This window comes from Streptomyces sp. NPDC004752 (genome assembly GCF_053601275.1).
Genome location: NZ_JBSGBN010000150.1, coordinates 1 through 23,181, shown reverse-complemented (window position 1 = coordinate 23,181; position 23,181 = coordinate 1). Strand labels below are relative to the sequence as shown.

24 protein-coding genes are annotated in these 23,181 nt (G+C 71.8%); 10 read left to right on the top strand and 14 right to left on the bottom strand.

The genetic code is table 11. The annotated features are described in order from the left end of the window. A partial coding sequence (locus ACWEKM_RS39620; RefSeq protein WP_451626151.1) for an adenosylcobinamide-GDP ribazoletransferase occupies positions 1–488 on the bottom strand: 488 nt, incomplete at its 3' end. Positions 489–586: 98 nt separating this feature from the next. Here ACWEKM_RS39620 and ACWEKM_RS39615 point away from each other — a divergent pair. Beyond that, positions 587–1,339, top strand: a complete 753-nt coding sequence (locus tag ACWEKM_RS39615) for a hypothetical protein (protein ID WP_451626146.1) — start codon at positions 587–589, stop codon at positions 1,337–1,339. A 153-nt stretch (positions 1,340–1,492) separates the two neighbouring features. On the opposite strand, the gene ACWEKM_RS39610 is transcribed toward ACWEKM_RS39615, so the two are convergent. The 3 genes from ACWEKM_RS39610 to cobT all read right to left on the bottom strand — a co-directional run bounded on the left by ACWEKM_RS39610 (position 1,493) and on the right by cobT (position 5,519). After that, on the bottom strand, positions 1,493–2,170 hold the full coding sequence (locus ACWEKM_RS39610) for a hypothetical protein (RefSeq protein ID WP_451626145.1): 678 nt from the start codon (positions 2,168–2,170) through the stop codon (positions 1,493–1,495). A gap of 10 nt (positions 2,171–2,180) precedes the next feature. Continuing rightward, positions 2,181–3,977 carry a phosphatidylglycerol lysyltransferase domain-containing protein gene (locus ACWEKM_RS39605; protein ID WP_451626144.1) on the bottom strand — a complete coding sequence of 599 codons (1,797 nt, stop codon included), beginning with the start codon at positions 3,975–3,977 and terminating at the stop codon, positions 2,181–2,183. A 435-nt stretch (positions 3,978–4,412) separates the two neighbouring features. Then, positions 4,413–5,519: a nicotinate-nucleotide--dimethylbenzimidazole phosphoribosyltransferase gene (gene cobT, locus ACWEKM_RS39600; protein ID WP_451626143.1), complete on the bottom strand. Its 1,107-nt coding sequence runs from the start codon at positions 5,517–5,519 to the stop codon at positions 4,413–4,415. A 420-nt stretch (positions 5,520–5,939) separates the two neighbouring features. Between cobT and ACWEKM_RS39595 the strand changes: the two genes are divergently transcribed. Next, positions 5,940–6,968: a class I SAM-dependent methyltransferase gene (locus ACWEKM_RS39595; protein ID WP_451626142.1), complete on the top strand. Its 1,029-nt coding sequence runs from the start codon at positions 5,940–5,942 to the stop codon at positions 6,966–6,968. A 43-nt stretch (positions 6,969–7,011) separates the two neighbouring features. On the opposite strand, the gene ACWEKM_RS39590 is transcribed toward ACWEKM_RS39595, so the two are convergent. Further along, a complete protein-coding gene (locus tag ACWEKM_RS39590) occupies positions 7,012–8,220 on the bottom strand; it encodes a bifunctional adenosylcobinamide kinase/adenosylcobinamide-phosphate guanylyltransferase (RefSeq protein ID WP_451626141.1) in 1,209 nt (402 codons plus the stop codon). A gap of 374 nt (positions 8,221–8,594) precedes the next feature. Between ACWEKM_RS39590 and ACWEKM_RS39585 the strand changes: the two genes are divergently transcribed. After that, positions 8,595–8,807 (top strand): hypothetical protein, encoded by a 213-nt coding sequence (locus ACWEKM_RS39585; RefSeq protein WP_451626140.1) that lies wholly within the window; start codon positions 8,595–8,597, stop codon positions 8,805–8,807. A gap of 43 nt (positions 8,808–8,850) precedes the next feature. Here ACWEKM_RS39585 and ACWEKM_RS39580 read toward each other — a convergent pair whose 3' ends face one another. The 3 genes from ACWEKM_RS39580 to ACWEKM_RS39570 form a co-directional block, all read right to left on the bottom strand. Continuing rightward, the gene (locus ACWEKM_RS39580) at positions 8,851–9,921 is read right to left on the bottom strand and encodes a S1C family serine protease (RefSeq protein ID WP_451626139.1); all 1,071 of its coding nucleotides are present in this window, start codon (positions 9,919–9,921) and stop codon (positions 8,851–8,853) included. A gap of 326 nt (positions 9,922–10,247) precedes the next feature. Then, complete coding sequence (locus ACWEKM_RS39575) at positions 10,248–11,009, bottom strand: class I SAM-dependent methyltransferase (RefSeq protein ID WP_451626150.1); 762 nt, start codon at positions 11,007–11,009, stop codon at positions 10,248–10,250. Between the two features lie 92 nt (positions 11,010–11,101). Further along, complete coding sequence (locus ACWEKM_RS39570; protein ID WP_451626149.1) at positions 11,102–11,740, bottom strand: DUF3043 domain-containing protein; 639 nt, start codon at positions 11,738–11,740, stop codon at positions 11,102–11,104. A 247-nt stretch (positions 11,741–11,987) separates the two neighbouring features. Between ACWEKM_RS39570 and ACWEKM_RS39565 the strand changes: the two genes are divergently transcribed. The 5 genes from ACWEKM_RS39565 to ACWEKM_RS39545 all read left to right on the top strand — a co-directional run bounded on the left by ACWEKM_RS39565 (position 11,988) and on the right by ACWEKM_RS39545 (position 18,526). Next, positions 11,988–12,779 (top strand): PspA/IM30 family protein, encoded by a 792-nt coding sequence (locus tag ACWEKM_RS39565; RefSeq protein WP_451626138.1) that lies wholly within the window; start codon positions 11,988–11,990, stop codon positions 12,777–12,779. A gap of 42 nt (positions 12,780–12,821) precedes the next feature. Next, positions 12,822–13,100, top strand: a complete 279-nt coding sequence (pspAA, locus tag ACWEKM_RS39560) for a PspA-associated protein PspAA (RefSeq protein WP_451626148.1) — start codon at positions 12,822–12,824, stop codon at positions 13,098–13,100. A 277-nt stretch (positions 13,101–13,377) separates the two neighbouring features. Beyond that, positions 13,378–14,598, top strand: a complete 1,221-nt coding sequence (locus ACWEKM_RS39555) for a sensor histidine kinase (RefSeq protein ID WP_451626137.1) — start codon at positions 13,378–13,380, stop codon at positions 14,596–14,598. Beyond that, positions 14,595–15,278, top strand: a complete 684-nt coding sequence (locus ACWEKM_RS39550) for a response regulator (protein ID WP_451626136.1) — start codon at positions 14,595–14,597, stop codon at positions 15,276–15,278. Before ACWEKM_RS39555 ends, ACWEKM_RS39550 begins: the two co-directional genes overlap by 4 nt. Before the next feature lie 146 nt (positions 15,279–15,424). Further along, positions 15,425–18,526, top strand: a complete 3,102-nt coding sequence (locus ACWEKM_RS39545; RefSeq protein WP_451626135.1) for an efflux RND transporter permease subunit — start codon at positions 15,425–15,427, stop codon at positions 18,524–18,526. Positions 18,527–18,580: 54 nt separating this feature from the next. On the opposite strand, the gene ACWEKM_RS39540 is transcribed toward ACWEKM_RS39545, so the two are convergent. From ACWEKM_RS39540 to ACWEKM_RS39520, 5 genes are all read right to left on the bottom strand, one after another. Then, the gene (locus ACWEKM_RS39540) at positions 18,581–19,150 is read right to left on the bottom strand and encodes a Uma2 family endonuclease (RefSeq protein ID WP_451626147.1); all 570 of its coding nucleotides are present in this window, start codon (positions 19,148–19,150) and stop codon (positions 18,581–18,583) included. 141 nt (positions 19,151–19,291) lie between these two features. After that, on the bottom strand, positions 19,292–19,489 hold the full coding sequence (locus ACWEKM_RS39535) for a DUF397 domain-containing protein (protein WP_451626134.1): 198 nt from the start codon (positions 19,487–19,489) through the stop codon (positions 19,292–19,294). Continuing rightward, complete coding sequence (locus ACWEKM_RS39530; RefSeq protein ID WP_451626133.1) at positions 19,468–19,737, bottom strand: Scr1 family TA system antitoxin-like transcriptional regulator; 270 nt, start codon at positions 19,735–19,737, stop codon at positions 19,468–19,470. The genes ACWEKM_RS39535 and ACWEKM_RS39530 overlap by 22 nt, the downstream gene beginning before the upstream one ends. Then, positions 19,737–19,934, bottom strand: coding sequence for a DUF397 domain-containing protein (locus tag ACWEKM_RS39525; protein WP_451626132.1), 198 nt, complete (start codon positions 19,932–19,934; stop codon positions 19,737–19,739). Before ACWEKM_RS39525 ends, ACWEKM_RS39530 begins: the two co-directional genes overlap by 1 nt. Next, positions 19,913–20,758, bottom strand: coding sequence for a helix-turn-helix domain-containing protein (locus ACWEKM_RS39520; RefSeq protein WP_451626131.1), 846 nt, complete (start codon positions 20,756–20,758; stop codon positions 19,913–19,915). The genes ACWEKM_RS39525 and ACWEKM_RS39520 overlap by 22 nt, the downstream gene beginning before the upstream one ends. 86 nt (positions 20,759–20,844) lie before the next feature. On the opposite strand from ACWEKM_RS39520, the gene ACWEKM_RS39515 reads away from it, so the two are divergent. Then, the gene (locus tag ACWEKM_RS39515; RefSeq protein WP_451626130.1) at positions 20,845–21,177 is read left to right on the top strand and encodes a hypothetical protein; all 333 of its coding nucleotides are present in this window, start codon (positions 20,845–20,847) and stop codon (positions 21,175–21,177) included. 83 nt (positions 21,178–21,260) lie between these two features. Here ACWEKM_RS39515 and nadA read toward each other — a convergent pair whose 3' ends face one another. Continuing rightward, on the bottom strand, positions 21,261–22,445 hold the full coding sequence (nadA, locus tag ACWEKM_RS39510) for a quinolinate synthase NadA (protein WP_451626129.1): 1,185 nt from the start codon (positions 22,443–22,445) through the stop codon (positions 21,261–21,263). 262 nt (positions 22,446–22,707) lie between these two features. On the opposite strand from nadA, the gene erpA reads away from it, so the two are divergent. Next, the gene (erpA, locus tag ACWEKM_RS39505) at positions 22,708–23,064 is read left to right on the top strand and encodes an iron-sulfur cluster insertion protein ErpA (RefSeq protein ID WP_451626128.1); all 357 of its coding nucleotides are present in this window, start codon (positions 22,708–22,710) and stop codon (positions 23,062–23,064) included. Positions 23,065–23,181 lie beyond the last annotated feature (117 nt).

Genomic DNA, 23,181 nt, shown 5'->3' with positions numbered 1-23,181 from the left:
GTCGCCGAGACCACGGCGGCGAGCGCGCCCCGGGCCCATGAGTCGCCGTACGCCTGTGCCAGGGCCGCCAGTTGGGCCAGCACCGCGAACAGCAGCGTGACCACGCCGAACGGGCCGATGTCCGACCGCTTCATGATCCGCAGCGCGTCCTCGGCGGGCTTGCCGCTGCCGAGCCCGTCCGCGGTGTCGGCGAGTCCGTCCAGATGCAGACCGCGGGTGAGTACGGCGGGTACGGCGACCGAGGCGATGGCGGCGAGCGGTGGGGCCGCGCCCAGCAGGAGCAGCAGGAGTCCGGCCGCGGCCGCGCAGCCGCCCACGACCAGCCCGACCAGCGGGGCCGTCAGCATGCCGAGCCGGGCCGCCGCCCGGTCCCAGCGGCGCACGGCGACGGGCAGCACGGTGAGGGTGCCGAAGGCGAAACGGAGGCCCTCCGCGGGTGAGGCGGTTGAGGCGGGCGAGCCCGGTGAGGCGGGCGAGGTCGGGGACATCGGGGACATCGGCGCAGGGTACCCGTCGGCCGCGAGGGCGCCGCGGGCCGCCGGGATTCACGACCGACCGCCGAGGACAACGGGGATAAAGTGCGCGCATGGGACATTGGCTGGACCGGAACATCATCGAGCCCGGCAAGCTCCCGCTGCTTCTCGCCCTCGCCGCATTCGTCCTTACCTTTCTCGTCACCCGGGCCATCACCCGGCTGATCCGGGCGGGCAAGGGCCCCTTCCGCAACGTCAGGGCGGGCGGGCTGCACATCCACCACGCCGTCCCCGGTGTCGTGCTCACCGTGATCGGCGGCTTCGGGGCGGTGGCCAGCGGCCGGCACGGGTTCGGCGCGGCCGTCTCCGCCGTGATCTTCGGCATCGGCGCGGGCCTCGTCCTCGACGAGTTCGCGCTGATCCTCCACCTCAACGACGTCTACTGGACCGAGGCGGGTCGGCAGAGCGTCGAGGTCGTCGTCCTGACGGCCGCCCTCGTCGGCCTGCTGCTCGCGGGCTTCGCCCCGTTCGGCGTCAACGACCTCTCCGCGGAGGAACTCCAGGACCGCGGCGCCGCGATCGTGAGCGTCGCCGCGAACTTCCTGTTCGCCCTGGTCGCCCTCGGCAAGGGCAAGACCCGCACCGCGCTGTACGGCGTCGTCGTCCCGCTGATCGCCCTCGTCGGCGCGGTCCGCCTGGCCCGTCCCGGCTCGCCCTGGGCCAAGCGCTTCTATCGGCGTCGGCCGCGCGCCCGTGCCAGGTCGCTGTTGCGCGCGTACCGCCATGACCGCCGCTGGTCCGGCCCGAGCCGGGCCGTCCAGAACTGGATCGCGGGGGCGCCCGACCGCTCCGCCGCGGGCCGGTGACGGGCCGTCGTTCGGCTGCGGCTCTGCCGTGGTCGCTCGTTCCCCCAAGCTCTCGGCTCCGCTCGAACAGGGGCCCCCGCGCGGCGGAGCCGCACATCGATGCAGCCCCGCGCCCCTTCGGGGCGTTTTTTCGGGGCGTTTTTGGGGCGCTGCCTAGCCGCTCTCCGGTGCGGGGCGGCGGTTGTTGCGACGGAGGACGGTCAGCAGCGTGCACAGGGCCGTCACGCCGGCCAGGGCCGCGATATGTTCCTTGCCCGCGAGGTTGTCCTTGACCAGTACCTCGACCACCATCGCGAGCACCACCGCACCGCCCGTCGCATAGGCGCCGTACCGCCAGCTCAGATACACCGCGAGGCCCACCACGGCCGCCGACGGGCCGGTGTCCACGACCTGCGCGTCCGGGGCCGGCAGGCCGAGCGGGGCGTGCGGTCCGAGGGCGATGCCCACGCGCGCGTACAGCGTCCCGGCGAGCGTGGCGACATAGGCGACGGTCAGCGTCCGCCACCAGCCGAGGCAGATCTCCGCGACGCCGAACACGCACAGGATCTGCGCCAGCGCACCCCACACCGGCAGGTCGAGCGCCGGGACGAACAGCGACAGCGGGGTACGCAGCAGGGCCGGCCACAGCGGGTCCTGGGCCCGTACGGCGCCCACGTTCTGCACGAACTGGAAGCCCCACGACTGGTTCTGCACCACCTGGAGCACCGCGGTGAGGCACACCGCGGTGAGCGTCATCGGAACCACCCGCGCGCCCCGCTTTCGCAACGGCTCGCGCACCGTGACGTACAGCAGCCCCCACTCGGCGCGGGCCCAGCGGGCGACCTTGTTCATCCGGCGGACCTCATCCGTGTGTCTCCAGGTGCCTGCGGTGCAGCCACTTCGGCAGCCCCGGCGCCTCCAGGAACCCCTCGGCGCGGGCCGACGCCAGGCCGATGCGCGGCAGGTCCGCGCTCTTCTCGAAGAGCAGGAACCGGGGCTCCCAGATGGGCCGGTACTTGGCGTTGGCGCGGTACAGGGACTCGATCTGCCACCAGCGCGAGAAGAAGCTGAGCAGGGAGCGCCACAGCCGCAGCACCGGACCCGCGCCGAGGCGCGCGCCACGTTCGAAGACGGAGCGGAACATCGCGAAGTTGAGCGAGACCTGGGTGATTCCGAACTCCCCGGCCCGGCGCAGCAGTTCGATGACCATGAACTCCATCAGCCCGTTGTCGGCGGCCCGGTCCCGCCGCATGAGGTCCAGCGAGAGCCCGTGCGGGCCCCAGGGCACGAACGACAGCAGCGCCTTCAACTCGCCGTCGGCACCGGTGCATTCGAGCATCACGCAGCGCCCGTCCGCCCGGTCGCCGAGCCGCCCGAGCGCCATGCTGAAGCCCCGCTCGGAGGCCCCGTCCCGCCAGTCGTCCGCCCGCTGCACCAGACACGTCATCTCGTCGGCCGGGATCTCCTCGTGCCGTCGCACGCGCACCGCGTACCCGGCCCGCCCGACCCGGTTGTGGGCCTGCCGGACGGTGCGCATCGCCCGTCCCTCCAGCGTGAAGTCGGCCACCTCCACGATCGCCTCGTCGCCGAGTTCCAGGGCGTCGAGACCATGCCGGGCGTACACGGTTCCCGCCTCCTCGCCGGCTCCCATCACGGCCGGGATCCAGCCGTGCGCCCGGGCCTGGGCCAGCCACGGCACGATCGCCCCCGGCCATGCCTCGGGATCGCCGAGCGGATCCCCGGAGGCCAGCGACACCCCGCCCACGACCCGGTACGCCACCGCAGCCTTCCCGGTCGGCGACCATACGACGCTCTTCTCCCGGCGCAGCGCGAAGTAGCCGAGCGAGTCCCGCTCGCCGTAGCGGTCGAGCAGCACCCGCAGCCGTTTCTCGTCGTCCCCGGTGAGCGGGTCGACGGCGCGCCGGGAGCGGAAGGCGGCGTAGAACACGGCGAGGACGAGGGCCGTGCTCAGCACGTTGATGACGACGTTGACCCAGTTGGGGGTCGTGATCCCGGGGAAGTACGACTCGTCGGCGGCGACCGAGATCAGCCGCAGCGTGCCGTAGTGCCAGCGCTCCGGGAACGTCGAACGCCCCGCGTCCGGTGCCCGGTTGGTGACCGTCACGAGCAGCGCGGCCAGCAGCGAGGCGGCGAGCCCGCCGCCGACGGCGACGGTGGCGGCGAGCCTGGGGTTGGACCGGTCGCCCTTGGCGTAGAACTCGCGGCGCCCGACGAGCAGCGCGGCGACGAACCCGGCGGTCAGCGCGAGGGAGATCCAGTTCTGCGCGTACTGCCGGATCTCCGGGAAGGCCATGGCGAACGCGAGCAGGACGAGAAATGCGCCGCTGAGCACCAGGTTGAGGATCCAGGCGGCCCGTTTGCGGCGCCGCATGGTGATCGCCAGGAAGGCGGTGAACAGGCCCGAGGCGAAGCCGGCCGTCAGCAGGTAGGGCGTGAAGTAGTTCTCCTGGTTGTGGCGGCGCACGTCCTGCTCGAGGGAGACCCACACCGCGCTGAGGAAGTTGACGAAGGCGACGGCCCGCAGGTACCAGACGGCGCAGGCGGCGGCCCGCGCCGAGGCCGGGCCACCCGGCCGCCCCCTGTCATCCGGCCGCCCCGGGCCGGATACCTGCTCCACGGCAATTCGGGCATCTCCCATGAAGGGGGATCATATGGGTGAGCTGCCAACGAACCCCTCACACCCGGCCGCGAGAGCCCACCACTCCCACGCGAGTCTGCGACTCCGGTGCGGGTCTGCGACTCCCGTGCGGGTCTGCGGCTCGCGGGTCGGTCTGCGACTCCCGTGCGGGTCTGCGGCTCGCGGGTCGGTCTGCGACTCTGGTGCGGGTCTGCGGCTTCCGCGCCCGTCCAGCTTCCGTTGGTGTCCGGCGGTCGCTGATCTACTGCCTCGCTGGGCGTCTGCCTGCCGTCGGCCGGTCGCGCCCGCCCCCGGCCGCCCGCCTTCCGCGGTCTGCCGCCTCGCTGGTGCCCGCCTCCCGTCGGCCCGTCGCTCCTCTCGGCGCCCGCTTTTCGCTGGCCGCCTGCCTCCCGTCGGTCGTGCGCCTCCAGTTCGCGTTCGCCTTCCGCTGGGCCGCTACTCGTGTGCCGGGGGCTGTTCCTCCGGCTGGATCGCGTCGCTCTTCCCGGGTTCGGCCGTCGGCTTTTCGGGGAGTTCCGCGGCCAGCGCCGCCGCCGCTTGGACCAGGGGCAGCGCCAGGAGCGCCCCGGTTCCCTCGCCGACCGTGACCCCCTGCTTCAGCAGCGGCTCAAGCGCCATCCGGTCCAGCGCCTTCGCCTGCCCCGGCTCGCCGCTGTCGTGTCCGGCCAGCCACCAGTCCGGCGCCCGGAAGGCGATCCGCTGCCCGACCAGCGCGCACGCGGCCGCCACGACCCCGTCCAGGATCACCGGCAGCTTCCGCACCGCGCACTGCAACAGGAACCCGGTCATCGCCGCGAGATCGGCCCCGCCCACGGTCGCCAGCAGCTGCAACTGGTCCCCGAGCACCGGTCGCGCCCGCCGCAACGCGTCCCGGATCGCCGCGCACTTGCGCATCCAGGTGAGGTCGTCGATGGCCAGGCCGCCCCGTCCGGTCACCACGGAGGCGTCGGTCCCGCACAGCGCGGCGACGAGCACGGCCGCCGCCGTGGTCCCGCCCACGCTCACATCGCCGAGCGCCACCATGTCCGTACCGGAGTCGGCCTCCTCGTCGGCCACAGCCATCCCGGCCCGGAAGGCGGCCTCGGCCTGCTCCGGGGTCAGCGCGTCCTCGATGTCGATCCGGCCGCTGCCGCGCCGCACCCGATGCCGTACGACGTCCTTCGGGAAGGTGTCCGGAGCACAGTCCAGCGCCATGTCCACCACCCGCACCGGCACCCCGAGCCGCCGGGCGAGCACCGACACCGAGCTGCCGCCCTCCAGGACCGCGCGCACCAGTTCCCCGGCGCCGCCCGCCGGGCGGGCGGAGACCCCGAGCCCGGCGATTCCGTGGTCCCCGGCGAAGAGAACGACCCGCGGCCGTTCGACCGGCCGTACCGGTACGGCGCCCTGCGCGGCGGACAGCCACTCACCCAGGTCGTCGAGGCGCCCCAGAGACCCGGGCGGCACGACCAGACGTTCCCGGCGCGCCTCTGCGTCACGGCGCACACCGCCGTCCGGGCGCTCGATCAGATCGGTGAAGTCGTCGAGATTCAGCGAGCTCATTCGCCGAACAGTACCGGCAGCGAACGAATGGTTCCGCGTCGGTTCCACGCCACGTCGGCACCGCATCCGCACGGCGTCATTGCACCCAAGATCGCTATCCCATACGTTCCACTTTGCAGTGGATTGTCGTACAGGGAGGCGCCCATGCAGCCGGAGCCGTCCATGCAGCCCGAGCCGCCCGTACCGGCGGAACCGGCGGAACTGGTCGAACCGCCCGCCTCAGCGGAACCGGCTGGACCGCCCGCACCGCCCGCACCGCCCGCACCGGCCGCACCGCCCGCACCGGCCGCACCGCCCCCACCGGCGGAACCCGCCGGACCGACCACGAAGACCGAGCCGCCCGCTCGGCCCGAGCCCTCCGTGCGAGCGCAACCCCCTGCGCCGCGAGAGCAACCCCCCATGCCGCGAGCAGACCCCCCCGTGCCGCAGTCGGAGCCGGTCGCGTCGCAATCGGAGCCCGTCACATCGCCGGCGGAGCCCTCCACGCTCCCCGCGCCCCGCACCACCGCCCCCTTCCACGACCCGCGCCGCACGGACTGCCCCTGGTGCGGCTCGCGGCGTCTGCGTACCCGGCTGCGCGCGCCCGACCTGCGCTACCGCGCCCCGGGCGTCTTCGTCGTCGAGGAGTGCCACGACTGCGCCCACACCTTCCAGAACCCGCGCCTCACCCCGCAGGGACTGGCCTTCCACCAGCGCGAGTTCCACGACGAGCACGTGCAGCCGCTCGTGGACCGCGTGCACTCCGCCCGCCGCCACCGCGCCGCGGCCCGCGCGCTGCTGCGCTGCCCCGGGTTCCTCGAACCGGAGAGCTGGCTGGACGTCGGCACCGGCCACGCCCGTTTCCCGGAAGCCGCCCGCGACCTGTTCCCCTACACGTCGTTCGACGGCCTCGACCCGACCCCACGGGTGCTCCGGGCCCGCACGGCGGGCCGGATCGAGGAGGCGTACGTCGGCCGGCTGGCCGATCCGCACCTGACCGCCCGCCTGCGCGCCCGCTACGACGTGGTCAGCATGTTCCACCACCTGGAGCACACGCCCGACCCGCGCGAGGAACTCCGCGCCGCCCTCACCGTCCTGCGCCCCGGCGGCCATCTCCTCCTCGAAGTCCCGGACCCGGCCTGCGCGTTCGCCGCGCTGCTCGGCACGTGGTGGCTCCCGCACGGCCAGCCCCGCCATGCCCACCTGGTGCCGCTGGACAACCTTCGTACGGAACTGGAGGCCCGCGGCTGCACGATCGTCACGACCGACCGCCGCGCCGCGCACACCCCCTACGACCTGTCCGCCGCCCTGACCCTCGCCCTGGCCCACGTCCTGCCCGCGCGCCTGCTCCGCGCGACCGCACCGCTGGTGGCCGCGGCGACGGCTGTGGACCGCGGGCTGGCCCCGCTGCTGCGCCGCACCCGCTTCTCGAACGCGTACCGCGTCATCGCCCGCAAGGAGACCGACTGACCCGGCCACGCACCCGGCCGCGCACTTGACTTCAGAATCGGCCTCAGCCGCGCAGCACCATCGCCTGCCCCGCCACCACCAGCAGCACCTGCTCGCACTCGCTCGCGAACGCCGCGTTCAACCGGCCCAGTTCGTCCCGGTAGCGCCGCCCCGACGCCGTCGCGGGCACGATCCCGGACCCCACCTCGTTGGACACGGCGACGACCGTGCGACGCGTGGCCCGTACCGCCGCCGTCAACTCCCGTACCCGCTCCCGCAGGGCCCGCTCCCCGCCGGACGCCCACTCGGCGTCGTCCCACGCCCCGACGGAGTCCATCGCGTCCGTCAGCCACAGCGACAGGCAGTCGATCAGCATCGGCGGGCCGCCCGTCGCGAGCAGCGGCACCAGATCGCAGGTCTCCACCGTGTGCCAGGACCCGGGTCGCCGCTCCCGGTGCGCCGCCACCCGCACCGCCCACTCGGTGTCCCCGCCCCGGGAGCCGCCCGTGGCCACGTACAGCACGTCCGGGAAGGACTCCAGCCGCCGCTCGGCCTCCACCGACTTCCCGGAGCGCGCCCCGCCCAGGACCAGCGTCCGCCGTGGCACGTCCGGCACCTCCTCGTACGCCCCCACCGTCAGCGTCGTCCCGTCCGGCACCGCGCGGGCCCCCGCCGCGGCCAGCCGTCGGCGCACCTCGGCGCCCGGCGGCACATCGTGGTCCAGGTGCACGGCGACCACGTCCGTCGTCGGCCCGGCCGCGCCCACCGCGCGCAGCCTGGCCAGCGCGTCCGGCCGCCCCACGACATCCGCGAACACCAGGTCGTACAGCCGGGCGGACTCCGCGCCCCGCGCGAGCCCCGCCGGGGCACTGCCCGGCGGCAGATACAGCAGCCGCTGCCCGCCCGGCCCGGTCACCGCGTACCCGGTGCCGCCCGCGTCCATCGCCAGCGCCCGCACCCGATGCCCCGTCAGCAGCGTCATCTCCCGTCCGTCCGGCACCCGCACGGGCTGCGGCAGCCCGGCCGGCACCTCCACCGCGGGCCCGTCGTGCGGATGCGACAACAGCACCTGCCGTACGCCGCCCAGCGAGCGCCCCGCCCGCGCCGCCGTGAACGCCACGCCCGGCATCAGGTCGAGCAGCAGCACCCCGTCCACGAGCAGCGCGGTGGCCGCCCGCGCGTCGCCGCCGAGCGCCGCCGCACACGCCGCGCAGGAACAGTCCGGGCGGGGCAGCCCCGCCGGAGCACCGGTACCGAGCACAGTCACTTCCACGGACCGATTTTCACCTGCCGCCGCAGGTCTCGCGCATCCGACTCGGCGCTCCGCTGGAAGGGCCGTGCTGCGCGTCGGTCGGCTGCGGCGGCATGGGGGGCCGGTCGCGCAGTTCCCCGCGCCCCCTGCGGGGCTCTGACGCGCCAAGATTGCGCAGTTCCCCGCGCCCCTATCGGGGTCCTGACGCGTTGGCCTTCGTCTGCGGCGCCATCGTGGCCGGTCGCGCAGTTCCCCGCGCCCCTATCGTCGGGGCGCTGCCGAACCACAGCGGACTTCGCTCGCCCCGCATAGGCTGCGGGCAGGAGTCGGACCATGGCCGGACCAGGATCCGGCTCCCGCTCTGCTCTGCATGTGCTGACACCAGGGAGGCGTACATGGCGGCATGGACGTGGCGGTTCGAGAAGGCCGACGGGACGGAGGTCCAGCCGGCGGTGCAGCCCGAGGAGTTCACCACGCAGGGGGACGCCGAGTCCTGGATCGGCGAACACTGGAAGGACCTGCTCGCGGGCGGCGCCGACCAGGTGTGGCTGTTCGAGGACGCCACGGAGATCTACGGGCCGATGAGCCTGCACGCCGTCGAGGCGTAGCCGGCGCCCCGCCGAGGGTGGCCGCCGCGGCGGCCACCCCGTCTCACTGTTCGCTCAACGTCACGTTCACGGCCTGCTCGGAGCCGTCGCGGGTGAACGTGACCGTCGTCCGCTGCCCCGGCCGGTCCGCCGCCAGCGCCTCGGAGAGCGAGGTGATCGTGGTGATGACGGAGCCGCCGAGCCGGGTGATGACGTCCCCCGGCCGGATCCCCGCCTTGTCGGCCGCGCCCCCGCTCGTCACCTCGACCACGGCGACCCCGGCGGGCTGGTAGGAGTCGTCGACGACATCCCGCGCGGTGATGCCGAGCGCCGCCCGCCCCGAGCCGGTGACCCGGCCCGCCTTGATGATCTGGTCGGCGACCGTCTTCACCATCGACGCCGGGATGGCGAACCCGATGCCGGGTGCCGCGCTGCCTCCTAGCTCGGGGTCGGCGGCGGCGAGCGTCGGAATGCCGATGACCTGCCCGTCGAGGTTGACCAGCGCGCCCCCGCTGTTGCCCGGGTTGATCGCCGCCGACGTCTGCACCATGTTCGCGATGGTGGCCCCTGTGCCGCCGCCCGAACTGCCCTCGCTGACGGTCCGTCCGGTCGCCGACACGATGCCCTGCGTCACACTGGACGACAGCCCGAGCGGCGACCCCATGGCGAGCACGATCTGCCCGACCTCCACCTTCTCGGAGTTCCCGAACCGGGCCGCCCTCAGCCCTTCGGGGACCTGGTCCAGCTTGACGACCGCGAGATCCTGCTCGGGGTAGGAGTACACGAGGCGGGCGGTCAGCGGCGCCTCGCTGTTGGCGATGGTCACCCGGAAGACCTTCTCGGTGCCCACCACGTGCGCGTTGGTGACGATGTGCCCGTTGTCGTCGTACACCACCCCCGATCCCAGATCCCGGCTGCCCTGGATCTGCACCACCGACGGCAGTACGTCCTTGATCACCCGCTGGTAGTCGCTCTGCAGGCCGCCGCCGCTCAGCGGGACCGCGGCCGGCGCGGTCGTCGCGTCCCGCGCGGGCTGTGGATCGGAGTCGGTGCACCCGGTGACGAACACGGCGGCACACACGAGTGCGGCGAGCAGGGCGACGGCCCGCGGGGCACGGGTACGGGAAGCGTCCATGCCCCGAGTCTCGCCGTGGGCCAAAGCCCCGGGCCCGCGGAGTACGGCCGAACGGCCGCGTCCTTGCCCCCGCCGCTCAGCCCCCGAACGCCGCACAGGCGCAGCAGCGCCGAGACTCCGCGGTACGGGTCCACTCGCCCGGCCCGTTCCTCGGCGGCCAGCCGGTCTTCGGACGGCGCCGCGTCCGCCGCCGGGCGCGTCCTGGGTCCGGTGGTTGGGTCTCGTGCGCTGCACAGGGGGGCTCGTTCGTCGGCGGGCAGCGTCTCCGCCGGGTCCGCGGGCGGCTCCGTGTTGTCCGCCGCCGGGCGCGTTTCCGGCTCGGTGGTTCAGCCTCGTACGCCGCACAGGTGGAGGAGGGTCGCCACTCCGCGGTACGGGTCCGTTCGCCCGGCCCGTTCCTCGGCGGCCAGCATCGCCGCCAGGTCCGCGGGCGGCTCCGCGCCGTCCGCCGCCGGGCCCGTCTCCGCCGCCGTGCCGGTGAAGACCCCGATCCCGTACCAGGCGTGCAGCGGTGCCCCGATCCCGGCCAGTGTCGCCGTCAGCGCGGCCAGCCGGTCGGCCCGTACGTCCGGACCCGGCCGGTCCGCGATCCCCGTGTCGGTGTCTCCCCGGTCTCCCCGGGACAGCGACCGGGGGGCCGCGTCCAACGCGGCGAGCGCCGCCGCCCAGTCCCCGGCGAGCCCCGGCCGCATCGCCGTCGCGTCCCCGTTGCGCACCACCAGCGACAGCAGGCCGCCCGGCGCGAGCATCCGGGCCAGCCCGGCCAGCAGCGGGTCCGGCTCCGCGACATGCATCAGCACCCCGTGGCACAGCACCACGTCGAAGCTGCCCGGCAGGAAGTGCACCCCCGTGTCCCTGCCGTCCCCCTGGACGATCCGCATCCGCTCCCGAATCCCCTCGGGCTCCGCGGTCAACGTCTCCCGGGCCGCCGAGATCAGCACCGGGTCCTGCTCGACGCCGGTCACCTGATGCCCGGCCCGGGCCAGCCGCAGCGCCTGCGCGCCGTACCCCATCCCCACGTCGAGCACCCGCAGCCGCCGCCCGACCGGGAACCGCCCGACTATCTGCTCGTCCAGCTGCCGGGCCACCAGCTCCTGCCGTACGACATCACGCAGCCCGCCCGGCCGGGCCTGGGCCGCACCGGGGAAAGAAGCCGCGTTCACCGGGAAAGAAGCTGCGCTCAGGGCCGCTCTCCACGCTTGACCTGGGGCTTCGGCAGCCGCAGTCGGCGCATCTGCAGGGAGCGCATCAGGGCGTAGGCGACCGCGCCCTTGCGGTTCTGGTCGGCGAAGCGCTCGCCGAGCTGCTTCCTCAACCGGAAGCCGCTGAGGGCAGAGTCGAGCACGATCAGCACGATCACGACCAGCCACAGCAGCAACGCGATGCTCTGCAGCGCGGGCACCCGCACCACGCTCAGCACCAGGATGGCCACGGCCAGCGGCAGGAAGAACTCCGCGACGTTGAAGCGCGAGTCCACCCAGTTCCGGGCGAACTTGCGGACCGGGCCCTTGTCCCGGGCGGGCAGATAGCGCTCGTCGCCGCTGGCCAGCGCCTGGCGCTGCCGCTCCAGCTGGACACGGCGCTCGTCGCGCTGCCGCTTGGCGGCCTCCTTGCGCGTCGTCGGCGTATTGGCGACGCTGCGGCGCTGGGACTGCGCCTCACTCCGCTTCGGAGTGGGGCGGCCCTTGGGAGCCTGCGGGTCACGGGGCTGCTTGGAGTCGGTCACCGCCGCCTTGTCGACGGACGGGGCCTTCTCTTCCTTGGCACGGCTTCGGAACACAAAGCCCAAGGGTACGGGGTGGCGAGGACTGGACCCCAGTCCGGTGGGGAACGATCCGGCAACACCAGTCGTCTGTAGGGGGACAGAGGGGATGTTGCAGACGGTTCATCCGGCGGTCACCGGGGAGGCCACCTACTCCCTGCGCCGGATCGGGACCGGCCGCAGTCGTCCTTGGGGATGAGCGCATCCGTCCCCGAACAGTGCGGTAATGGAGTCAGGGCCCGTACTGTGGGTCATGTCGCAGATCTGTGAGCTGGAGTCCGTCAGAAGGGGGCGCGCGAAGCCCATGAGCGGTGTCATGAAGCGTATGGGGATGATCTTCCGCGCGAAGGCGAACAAGGCCCTTGACCGGGCCGAAGACCCGCGCGAGACCCTCGATTACTCGTACCAGAAGCAGCTGGAGCTGCTCCAGAAGGTCCGCCGCGGCGTCGCCGACGTGGCGACCTCCCGCAAGCGGCTGGAACTCCAGCTGAACCAGTTGCAGCAGCAGTCCTCCAAGCTGGAGGACCAGGGCCGCAAGGCACTCGCGCTGGGCCGCGAGGACCTGGCCCGCGAGGCGCTCTCCCGCCGCGCAGCCCTCCAGCAGCAGGTGACGGACCTGGAGACACAGCACACGACGCTCCAGGGCGAGGAGGAGAAGCTCACCCTGGCCGCCCAGCGCCTCCAGGCCAAGGTCGACGCCTTCCGCACCAAGAAGGAGACGATCAAGGCGACGTACACCGCGGCCCAGGCCCAGACCCGGATCGGCGAAGCCTTCACCGGCATCTCCGAGGAGATGGGCGACGTCGGCCTGGCCATCCAGCGCGCCGAGGACAAGACCGCCCAGCTCCAGGCGCGGGCCGGCGCCATCGACGAACTGCTGGCCTCCGGCGCCCTGGACGACCCCTCCGGCATGGCCAAGGACGACATCCAGGCCGAGCTGGACCGCCTCTCCGGTGGTACGGACGTGGAGCTGGAGCTCCAGCGCATGAAGGCGGAGCTGGCCGGAGGCTCACCCCAGCAGGCGATCGAGGGCGGCACGGGCCAGCAGCAGTCCCAGCAGCAGCCGCAGGACACCCCGCGCTTCGACAAGCAGTAGAGAAGCAGTAGCGTCGACGGGCTGGAGGGCGAGATGGCGGACATGATCGTACGGATCATGGGGGAGGGACAGGTGAGGCTGGCGGACGGCCACCTCACCGAGCTGAACAAGCTGGACGACGAACTCCTGGCCGAGATGGAGAACGGCGACGGCCCCGGCTTCCGCCGCACCCTCCAGGCCCTCCTCGCCAGGGTCCGCGACCTGGGCGAACCGGTGCCCGACGACTCCCTGGAACCCTCCGACCTCATCCTGCCGTCCCCCGACGCGACCCTGGAGGAGGTCCGGGACCTGCTGCGCGACGACGGCCTGATCCCGGGCTGACCCCGGTCCCGGCCCACCGCACTCCCACGGCGCCCGTGCCCCACCGTCTCCGGTACGTCTGTGGCTGTGTGCGGGTGCAGCCCGCCTGGGGGCGCGGGGAACTGCGCGCTCAGCGCCAGCGCACCGGCACGGTCCAGACCACCGCACCCTCATGGCGCCCGTGCCCCACCGTCCCCGGTAGGTCCGCGGCTATGCGCGGGTGCAGCCCACCCAGGGGCGCGAGGAACTACGCACACCCGCACAAGCCCCACCGCAGGGGCAACGTACCGTTCAGGATGTGAGCACATTCCAACGCGCCCGACACCGGCTGACGGCGCATCCCCTCGCGCTGGACACGGCTGTCGCGGCGGGCGCGCTGGTGTGCATGGTGGCGGGCTCCTTCGTCTCCCCCGGGGGAGAGCGCGGTGTCAGCTGGGGCGTACGGACCCCCGACCCGCTCAGCCTCGTCCTGATGACCCTCGGCGCAGCCGCCCTCGTTCTGCGGCGCAGCGCCCCCAGATCCGTCCTCGCCGTCACCGGTGCCGCCGCCCTCGTCGAGAGCGTCACCGGAGACCCGCGCGCCCCCGTCGCGATGTGCGCCGTCATCGCCCTGTACACGGTCGCCGCGACCACCGACCGCGCCACCACCTGGCGCGTCGGCCTGCTCACCATGATCGTGCTGACCGGCGCCGCCACGCTCGTCGGCCCGCTGCCCTGGTACGCCCAGGAGAACCTGGGCATCATCGCCTGGACCGGCATCGGCGCCACCGCGGGCGACGCCGTCCGCAGCCGCCGCGCCGTCGTCCAGGCCATCCGGGAACGCGCCGAACGGGCCGAACGCACCCGCGAGGAGGAGGCGCGCCGCCGCGTCGCCGAAGAACGCCTGCGCATCGCCCGCGATCTGCACGACGTCGTCGCCCACCACATCGCCCTCGTCAACGTGCAGGCCGGAGTCGCCGCGCACGTCATGGACAAACGCCCGGACCAGGCGAAGGAGGCCCTCGGCCACGTATGGGAGGCCAGCCGGTCCGCGCTCAACGAACTCCGCGCCACCGTCGGCCTGCTGCGCCAGACCGGTGACCCCGAGGCCCCCACCGAACCCGCCCCCGGCCTCAGCCGCCTCGACGAACTCGCCGGCACCTTCCGCAACGCCGGCCTCCCGGTCGAGCTCGCCCACGCCGAACAGGGCGAGGCCCTGCCCGCCGCCGTCGACCTGGCCGCCTACCGGATCATCCAGGAGGCCCTGACAAATGTGCAGAAGCACGCGGGGGCGGATGCCAAGGCCGAGGTCAGCGTCGTACGGGTGGGACCGTTCGTCGAGGTCACCGTCCTCGACGACGGCGCGACAGCGGACGACACCGCCACGACCGGCGGCGGGCACGGGCTGCTCGGCATGCGGGAACGGGTCACCGCCCTCGGCGGCAGCCTGACCACCGGTCCCCGGTACGGAGGCGGCTTCCGCGTCCATGCGATCCTGCCCGTCAAGACCCGCACCGCCGCCACGGGGGAGCCCGCATGACGATCCGTGTCCTGCTCGCCGACGACCAGGCACTGCTGCGCAGCGCCTTCCGCGTGCTCGTCGACTCCGAGTCCGACATGGAGGTGGTGGGGGAGGCGTCCGACGGCGCGGAGGCGGTACGGCTGACCCGGGAGCAGCGGGCGGACGTCGTCCTCATGGACATCCGGATGCCCGGCACCGACGGCCTCCAGGCCACCCGTGAGATCAGCGCCGACCCCACCCTGGCCCAGGTTCGCGTGGTCATCCTGACCACCTTCGAGGTCGACGACTACGTGGTGCAGGCGCTGCGCGCCGGCGCCTCCGGCTTCCTCGGCAAGGGCTCCGAACCCGAGGAACTCCTCGCCGCCATCCGCGTCGCGGCCGGCGGTGAGGCGCTGCTCTCCCCGACGGCCACCAAGGGCCTCATCGCCCGCTTCCTCGCCCAGGGCGACGCGGCGGACGACGGCCGCGACCCCGCCCGCTCCGACCGGCTGGACGCGCTCACCGGACGGGAGCGCGAGGTGCTGGTCCAGGTCGCCGGCGGCCACTCCAACGACGAGATCGCCGAGCGCCTTGAGGTCAGCCCGCTGACCGTGAAGACCCATGTGAACCGGGCCATGGCCAAGCTGGGTGCGCGGGACCGCGCCCAGCTGGTGGTCATCGCCTACGAGTCCGGGCTGGTCCGTCCGAGGATGGACTGACCTCTACCCGGACGTACTGCACCGGCAGTAGGACCGGCATAAGGAAATGGACCTGGGGTCTACGGATCGGCCCTCACGCATGGGCGAGGGTGGTGAGGTGGGCGTTCACGCGCCCTTCTGCCCTCACAGAAGAGAGACCCTCACCCATGTCCTGGCTGTCCAGATTCAGCCTCGCGCAACGGGCCCTGATCGGGCTGATATCCATCATCGCGATCGTCTTCGGGGTGATCGCGATCCCCCAGATCAAGCAGCAGCTGCTGCCCACCATCGAGCTGCCGATGGTGTCGGTCATCGCGCCTTACCAGGGCGCGTCCCCCGACGTCGTCGAGAAGCAGGTCGTCGAACCCCTCGAAGACAACCTCGAAGCCGTCGACGGCATCACCGGCGTCACCTCCACGGCCAGTGAGGGCAGCGCCGTGATCATGGCGTCCTTCGATTACGGCAACGACACCAAGCGGCTCGTGACCGATGTCCAGCAGGCCGTCAACCGGGCTCGGGCCCTGCTCCCGGACGGTGTCGACCCGCAGGTCGTCTCCGGGTCCACGGACGACATCCCGACCGTGGTGCTCGCCGTCACCTCGGACAAGGACCAGCAGGCCCTGGCCGACCAGCTCGACAAGACGGTCGTCCCGGACCTGAAGGGCATCGGCGGCGTGGGCCGGGTCCAGGTCGACGGTGTGCGGGACCTCCAGGTCACCGTGACCCCCGACGACGCGAAGCTGGCCAAGGCGGGCCTCACCCCGGCCGCCCTCGTCCCGGCGCTCCAGGCGGCCGGCGCCACCGTCCCGGCCGGTTCCTTCGACGAGGGCGGCGCCAACCGCACCGTCCAGGTCGGCGGTGGCCTCACCTCGCTCGCGCAGATCCGGGACCTGATGGTCACCGGGGAGGGCGGCGGCAAGCCGGTGCGCCTCGGCACCGTGGCCACGGTCAAGGAGCAGCCGGCCCCGGCCGACTCCATCACCCGCACCGACGGCAAGCCGAGCCTCGCCGTGAACGTCACCATGGACCACGACGGCAGCGCGGTCTCCATCTCCAACGCGGTCAAGGACAAGCTGCCCGAGCTGCGCAAGGACCTCGGCTCCGGCGCGACCATCACGGTCGTCAGCGACCAGGGTCCGGCGGTCTCCAAGTCCATCAAGGGCCTGACCACCGAGGGCGCCCTGGGTCTGCTCTTCGCGGTCCTCGTCATCCTGGTCTTCCTGGCGTCGGTGCGGTCGACGCTGGTGACCGCGGTGAGCATCCCGCTCTCCGTCGTCCTCGCGCTGATCGTTCTGTGGACGCGCGACCTGTCGCTGAACATGCTCACGCTGGGCGCGCTGACGATCGCCATCGGCCGGGTCGTCGACGACTCGATCGTCGTCCTGGAGAACATCAAACGGCACCTCGGCTACGGCGAGGAGCGCCAGGCGGCGATCCTGGGCGCCGTCCGCGAGGTGGCCGGCGCGGTCACCTCCTCGACCCTCACCACGGTCGCCGTCTTCCTGCCGATCGGCCTGGTCGGCGGCATGGTGGGCGCCCTGTTCGGCTCGTTCAGCCTCACCGTGACGGCCGCCCTGCTGGCGTCCCTGCTGGTGTCGCTGACCGTGGTCCCGGTGCTGTCGTACTGGTTCCTGCGCGCGCCGAAGGGCACCCCCGAGGACGCGGAGCAGGCCCGCCGCCAGGCGGAGGAGAAGGAGGCGAACAGCCACCTCCAGCGCCTGTACGTCCCGGTGCTGCGGTTCGCCACGCGCCGCCGCTTCACCAGCGTCGTGATCGCCGTGGTGGTGCTGCTCGGCACCTTCGGCATGGCCCCGATGCTGAAGACCAACTTCTTCGACCAGGGCGAGCAGCAGGTCCTCAGCATCAAGCAGGAGCTGAAGCCGGGCACCAGCCTGGCGGCCACCGACGAGCAGGCCGCCCGGGTGGAGAAGCTGCTCGGCGACACCAAGGGCATCAAGGACTACCAGGTCACGATCGGCTCGTCCGGCTTCATGGCCGCCTTCGGTGGCGGCACCGACACCAACCAGGCGTCGTACCAGGTGATGCTGGAGGACTCGGCGTCCTACGACGACGTGCAGACGCACATCGAGGACGGCCTGGCCGAGCTGAAGGGCATCGGCACCACCACGGTGTCCGCCGGTGACGGCTTCGGCAGCCAGGACCTGAGCGTCGTCGTGAAGGCGGCCGACGCGGACGCGCTGCGCACGGCGGCGGAGCAGGTACGCAAGACCGTGGCCGGGCTCGACCATGTCACCGACGTGACGAGCGACCTGGCGACGAGCGTGCCGCGGATCTCGGTCAAGGCGAACGACAAGGCGGCCGCGGCGGGCTTCAACGACCAGACGCTGGGCGCCGCGGTGGCCCAGGCGGTCAAGGGCACGACGGCCGGGAAGGCGACCCTGGACGACACCGAGCGCGACATAGTGGTCAGGTCGGCGAAGCCGGCCGAGACGCTGGCGCAGCTGCGCGCGCTGAACCTGGGCGCGGTGAAGCTGGGCGACATCGCGACGGTGCGGCTGGCGGACGGCCCGGTGTCGATGACCCGGATCGACGGCCAGCGTTCGGCGACCATCACCGCGCGGCCGACGGGTGACAACACGGGCGCGGTGAGCACCAAGCTGCAGTCGAAGATCACCGCGCTGAAGCTCCCGGCGGGGGCGACGGCGGAGATCGGCGGCGTCAGCTCGGACCAGGACAGCGCGTTCAAGAACCTGGCCCTGGCGATGCTCGCGGCGATCGCGATCGTCTTCATGCTGCTGGTGGCGACGTTCCGGTCGCTGGCCCAGCCGCTGATCCTGCTGGTGTCCATCCCGTTCGCGGCGACCGGCGCGATCGGTCTGCTCATCGCCACGGGTACGCCGATGGGCGTCCCCGCGATGATCGGCATGCTGATGCTGATCGGCATCGTGGTGACGAACGCGATCGTGCTGATCGACCTGATCAACCAGTACCGGAAGCAGGGGTACGGGGTTGTGGAGGCGGTCGTGGAGGGCGGACGCCACCGGCTGCGCCCGATCCTGATGACGGCCCTGGCCACGATCTTCGCGCTCCTGCCGATGGCCCTGGGCATCACGGGCGAGGGCGGCTTCATCGCCCAGCCGCTCGCGGTGGTGGTGATCGGCGGTCTGATCACGTCGACCCTGCTGACCCTGCTCCTGGTCCCGACGCTGTACGCGATGCTCGAACTCCGCAAGGAGCGCCGGGCGAAGAAGCGCGCGGCGAAGCAGGAGGCCCGGGAGACCGAGGTGCCGGAGCCGGCGGGAGTGTAGTCGGCAGAGAGACCCGGCCCGCGCGACCGCGCGGGCCGGGTCTTTGCGTGGACGTCAGAGGAAGTCCGCGGTGTCCAGCTCGAAGGCGAACGGCTCCGGGAGGGCAAGCAGTTTGCCGAGCGGGTGGGTGCAGTGCACCCGATAGTCGTCCTTCTCCGGGGCGCTGAACAGTGTGATCGCGGAGGCGTCGCGGTCGACGAGCATGTATAGCGGGATGCCAGCGCGGGCGTAGCAGCGACGTTTGGCCTCGCGATCCGCCTGGGGCTTGGTGGACGTCACCTCCAGGACCATGGCGACGCCGTCGCAGGGCATCCAGGACTCGGCGCCCCGGTAGAGGCGCAGTTCCATGGGGGCGAACGTGCCGTCCGGGATCACGTGGTCCTTCGGGCAGCCACCCCCGCCCTCCAGCTTCAGCCCCTTGTTACCGGAGAACTGCATGTCGGTCCGGGAACGCCTGATCACCTGGTTCACGATCAGCCCGATGTAGTCCTCGTGGTCCCCGTCCGGCGGCGGTGTCACGACGATCTCCCCCTCGATCAGCTCGGCCCGGAAACCCTCTGGGGTGCCCAGGGCGAGGAAGCCCTCCAGCAGCACTTCTTCCTGCGTGAGTGGCTCATGGGCCATGGCAGTCATGTCACGCCCCTCCTTCGGTCGCTCGCCAGACTGGGCCATCGGAAGATCACCTGTTCACGAGATCGGGAGCCGTTCCCTCGATCGTGGCACAAGTCGACGGCCGGGGCCCGTACGAGCCCCGGCCGTCACCCGTCAAGCCTTCAATGAGGTGACGAACGTGTCCCATGCGGCGGCCGGGACGACGAGTACGGGGCCGTGGGGGTTCTTGCTGTCGCGGACGGGGACGACGCCGGGGAGGTCCTCGGTGATCTCGACGCAGTTGCCCCCGTTGGTGTTGCTGTAGCTGCTGCGGCGCCAGTGGGCAGAGTTCAGCTCGGGGGGGTGTCGCATGGCGTGTAGTCCTCCATCGCCTGTCGGATCAGCTCCGCCGAGGCTGCTGGTGGGAGGGCGTTGGCCCGCAGCACTTCGTACTGCCGCCGCCACTTCTTCACCGAGTCCCGGTCCTCATAGAGGTGACCGACCTCGATGCCCTCTTCGTAGGCCATGGTGGAGCCGTTGGGAATATGGCGGAAGCCCGGCCCACGGTCATGCGGGCCGGGCCTCCCCGCCGACTCGTATGAGCCCCGGCTGTCCCGCATCAGTCCTTCAATGAGGTGACGAACGCGTCCCAGGCGGTGGCTGGGATGGTGAGTACGGGGCCGTGGGGGTTCTTGCTATCGCGGACGGGGACCACGCCGGGGAGGTCCTCGGTGATCTCGACGCATTCGCCCCCGTTGGCATTGCTGTAGCTGCTGCGGCGCCAGCGGGCCGAGTTCAGCTCGGGGGTGTGTCGCATGGTGTGTAGTCCTCCATCGCCTGTCGGATCAGCTCCGCCGAGGCTGCCGGTGGGAGGGCGTTGGCGCGGAGCACTTCGTAGTGCCGTCGCCACTTCTTCACCGAATCCCGGTCCTCATAGAGGTGACCGACCTCGATGCCCTCTTCGTAAGCCATGGTGGAGCCGTTGGGAAGGGTCAGCAGGGTCAGCGCGCCACCCATCAAGTAGTGCGGACCGGCACTGAAGGGCATCACCTGGACCTTGCTGTCCGGAGTATCCACCTGTTCGAGGAGCCGGACCAGCTGTTTGTACATACCCTCATGGCTGCCGACCTTTCGCTGAAGGACAGACTCGTCGATGATCGCCCAGCGCAGGGGACGGTCTGCCGAGCGCAGCCGACTTTGGCGTGAGAGGCGTGCGTTGACACGCTGTTCCACCTCCTCCGGCGACAGCTCCTCGCGGAGGCTGAGTTGCGCGTCGGCGTATTCCTTGGTCTGCAACAAGCCCGGCAATGCCTGCGCCCCGAAGTTCTCGATCACCTCCGCCTGCGCCTCGAAGTCCATGAACCGTCGGTACTGGTCCGGATGCGCCTCCCGCTTGGCCAGTTCGTACAGCCCGTGGAAGTGCCTGTCCGTGCCGAACGCCGCGTCCAGCCGGTCGGGCAGGTCCGGGGGCGGCATCAGCTCCGCCGTCTCGATCCGGGCGAGTGTGCTCTTGCTGGAGTTCACGATGCCCGCGAGCTGAACGAGAGACAGGCCCGCTGACTCGCGGTGGCGGCGCTGTTCGGCGCCGAAATAGTGGCGGGCGGACAGGTACGGGGTCAGGGCCTGGGGCTTGAACGTCATCGGTCTCGCCTTTCCGCTGTGCGCGTCCCGTTCTCAACGCCGGGACGGGGCGCTGCTGTTGAGGGAGGTGCCGTACGGCAACGATGGTGACACACACGGTAACCATCGAGGAGATGCGCATGGTGATGCGGGACGGATCGGGAACACCCTTGCGGCTGCTGCCCTGGACCGCGGAGGACGGACGCCCGTGCTACCTGAGCACGAAGGATCCCGGCAGCCGACTGTCCCGTATGGCCGACGAGTTGGAAGCGGAACTGCTCGGCTCGGCCGCGTACGTCCTGTCCGCGGCGAAGTCGCTGCTGGGCGAACCGGGCACGGGGGAGCGGGAGTTGCGGTTCACGGGCGTGCGTCTCGCCGAGGCGCTGGCGGACGCGCTGCGGATCGCGACGAGCCGGGGGGAACGACTGCTGGAGCAGTGAAGGGCATCGAGACGACAACGAGGGGCACCCTCTGACAGAGAGTGCCCCTCACTCGGGCCGATCCCGGGTGCCCGGCGCGAGCGCTACGGCAGCGCCAGCATCCGCTCCAGCGCCAGCTTCGCGTACCGCTGCGTCTCCTTGTCGACCTCGATGCGGTTGACGAGGTTCCCCTCGGCCAGCGATTCCAGGGCCCACACGAGATGCGGCAGGTCGATGCGGTTCATGGTCGAGCAGAAGCACACCGTACGGTCCAGGAAGACGATCTCCTTGCCCTCCGGAGCGAAACGGTTCGCCAGTCGCCGCACCAGGTTCAGCTCGGTGCCGATGGCCCACTTGGACCCGGCGGGAGCGGCCTCCAGCGCCTGGATGATGTACTCGGTCGAGCCCACCTGGTCCGCCGCGGCCACCACCTCGTGCCGGCACTCCGGGTGGACCAGCACATTGACCCCCGGGATCCGTTCCCGCACCTCGTTCACCGACTCCAGGCTGAAGCGGCCGTGCACCGAGCAGTGCCCCCGCCACAGGATCATCCGGGCGTCCCGCAGCTCGTCCGCCGTCAGCCCGCCGTTCGGCTTGTGCGGGTTGTAGACGACGCAGTCCTCCAGGGACATGCCCAGCTCCCGCACCACGGTGTTGCGGCCCAGGTGCTGGTCGGGCAGGAAGAGTACCTTCTCGCCCTGCTGGAAGGCCCACTCCAGGGCCCGTGGCGCATTCGAGGACGTGCAGATCGTGCCGCCGTGCCGACCGGTGAATGCCTTGATGTCGGCGGAGGAGTTCATGTACGAGACGGGCACGACCCGCTCGGCGATCCCGGCCTCGGTGAGCACGTCCCAGCACTCCGCCACCTGTTCGGCGGTGGCCATGTCGGCCATCGAGCAGCCGGCGGCGAGGTCGGGCAGTACGACCTTCTGGGCATCGCCCGTCAGGATGTCGGCGGACTCCGCCATGAAGTGCACACCGCAGAAGACGATGTACTCGGCCTCCGGGCGGGCCGCCGCGTCCCGGGCCAGCTTGAAGGAGTCGCCCGTGACGTCGGCGAACTGGATGACCTCGTCGCGCTGGTAGTGGTGGCCGAGCACGAAGACCTTGTCCCCGAGCCGCTCCTTGGCCGCCCGCGCGCGCTCGACCAGGTCGGGGTCGGCGGGCGAGGGCAGCTCGCCGGGACACTCGACGCCGCGTTCGCTCTTCGGGTCGGCCTCCCGGCCGAGAAGCAGCAGGGCAAGGGGGCTCGGCTGTACGTCGAGCTCGGGGGTCTGGGCGGTGGTCACGGCACGCACCCTTTCTATTTTTCGTCAACCTGACGCTATCTATCATAACCGGTTCGTGTCACTTTGACGATGGCGATAGCGTCCATGTGACGTGAATCCCGGTCGAGCCGCTCCCGGGCCGCTGCCGCCGCGCACGGGTGTGTGCGAGCATGAACTCAGCGGAAAAACGCGACAACGCGAATGCCCGGCCCGGAATGAATCCGCGGACCCGCCGGTTGCACTCGTCGGCAAGCAGTCTCCGTACAACCCGGGAGAGATGTAGATGTCCGTATCGGACGAGACCACCACCGTTACCGACGGCATCGTCCTGACCGACGCCGCCGCGTCCAAGGTCAAGGCCCTGCTCGACCAGGAAGGCCGGGACGACCTCGCGCTGCGCGTGGCCGTCCAGCCCGGCGGCTGCTCCGGCCTGCGCTACCAGCTCTTCTTCGACGAGCGTTCCCTCGACGGGGACGTGACGAAGGACTTCGACGGGGTCAAGGTCGTCACCGACCGCATGAGCGCTCCGTACCTCGGCGGCGCCACCATCGATTTCGTGGACACGATCGAGAAGCAGGGCTTCACGATCGACAACCCGAACGCGACCGGCTCCTGCGCCTGCGGCGACTCCTTCAGCTGAGCCACGCTCCACACCACACCGAAGGCGGCGGCCCCGCCCGAAGGGGCCGCCCCCGTCGCACATCCGGCAGCGCCCCGGAGGGGGCGCGGGGCTGTATCGACATGCGGCTCCCCCGCG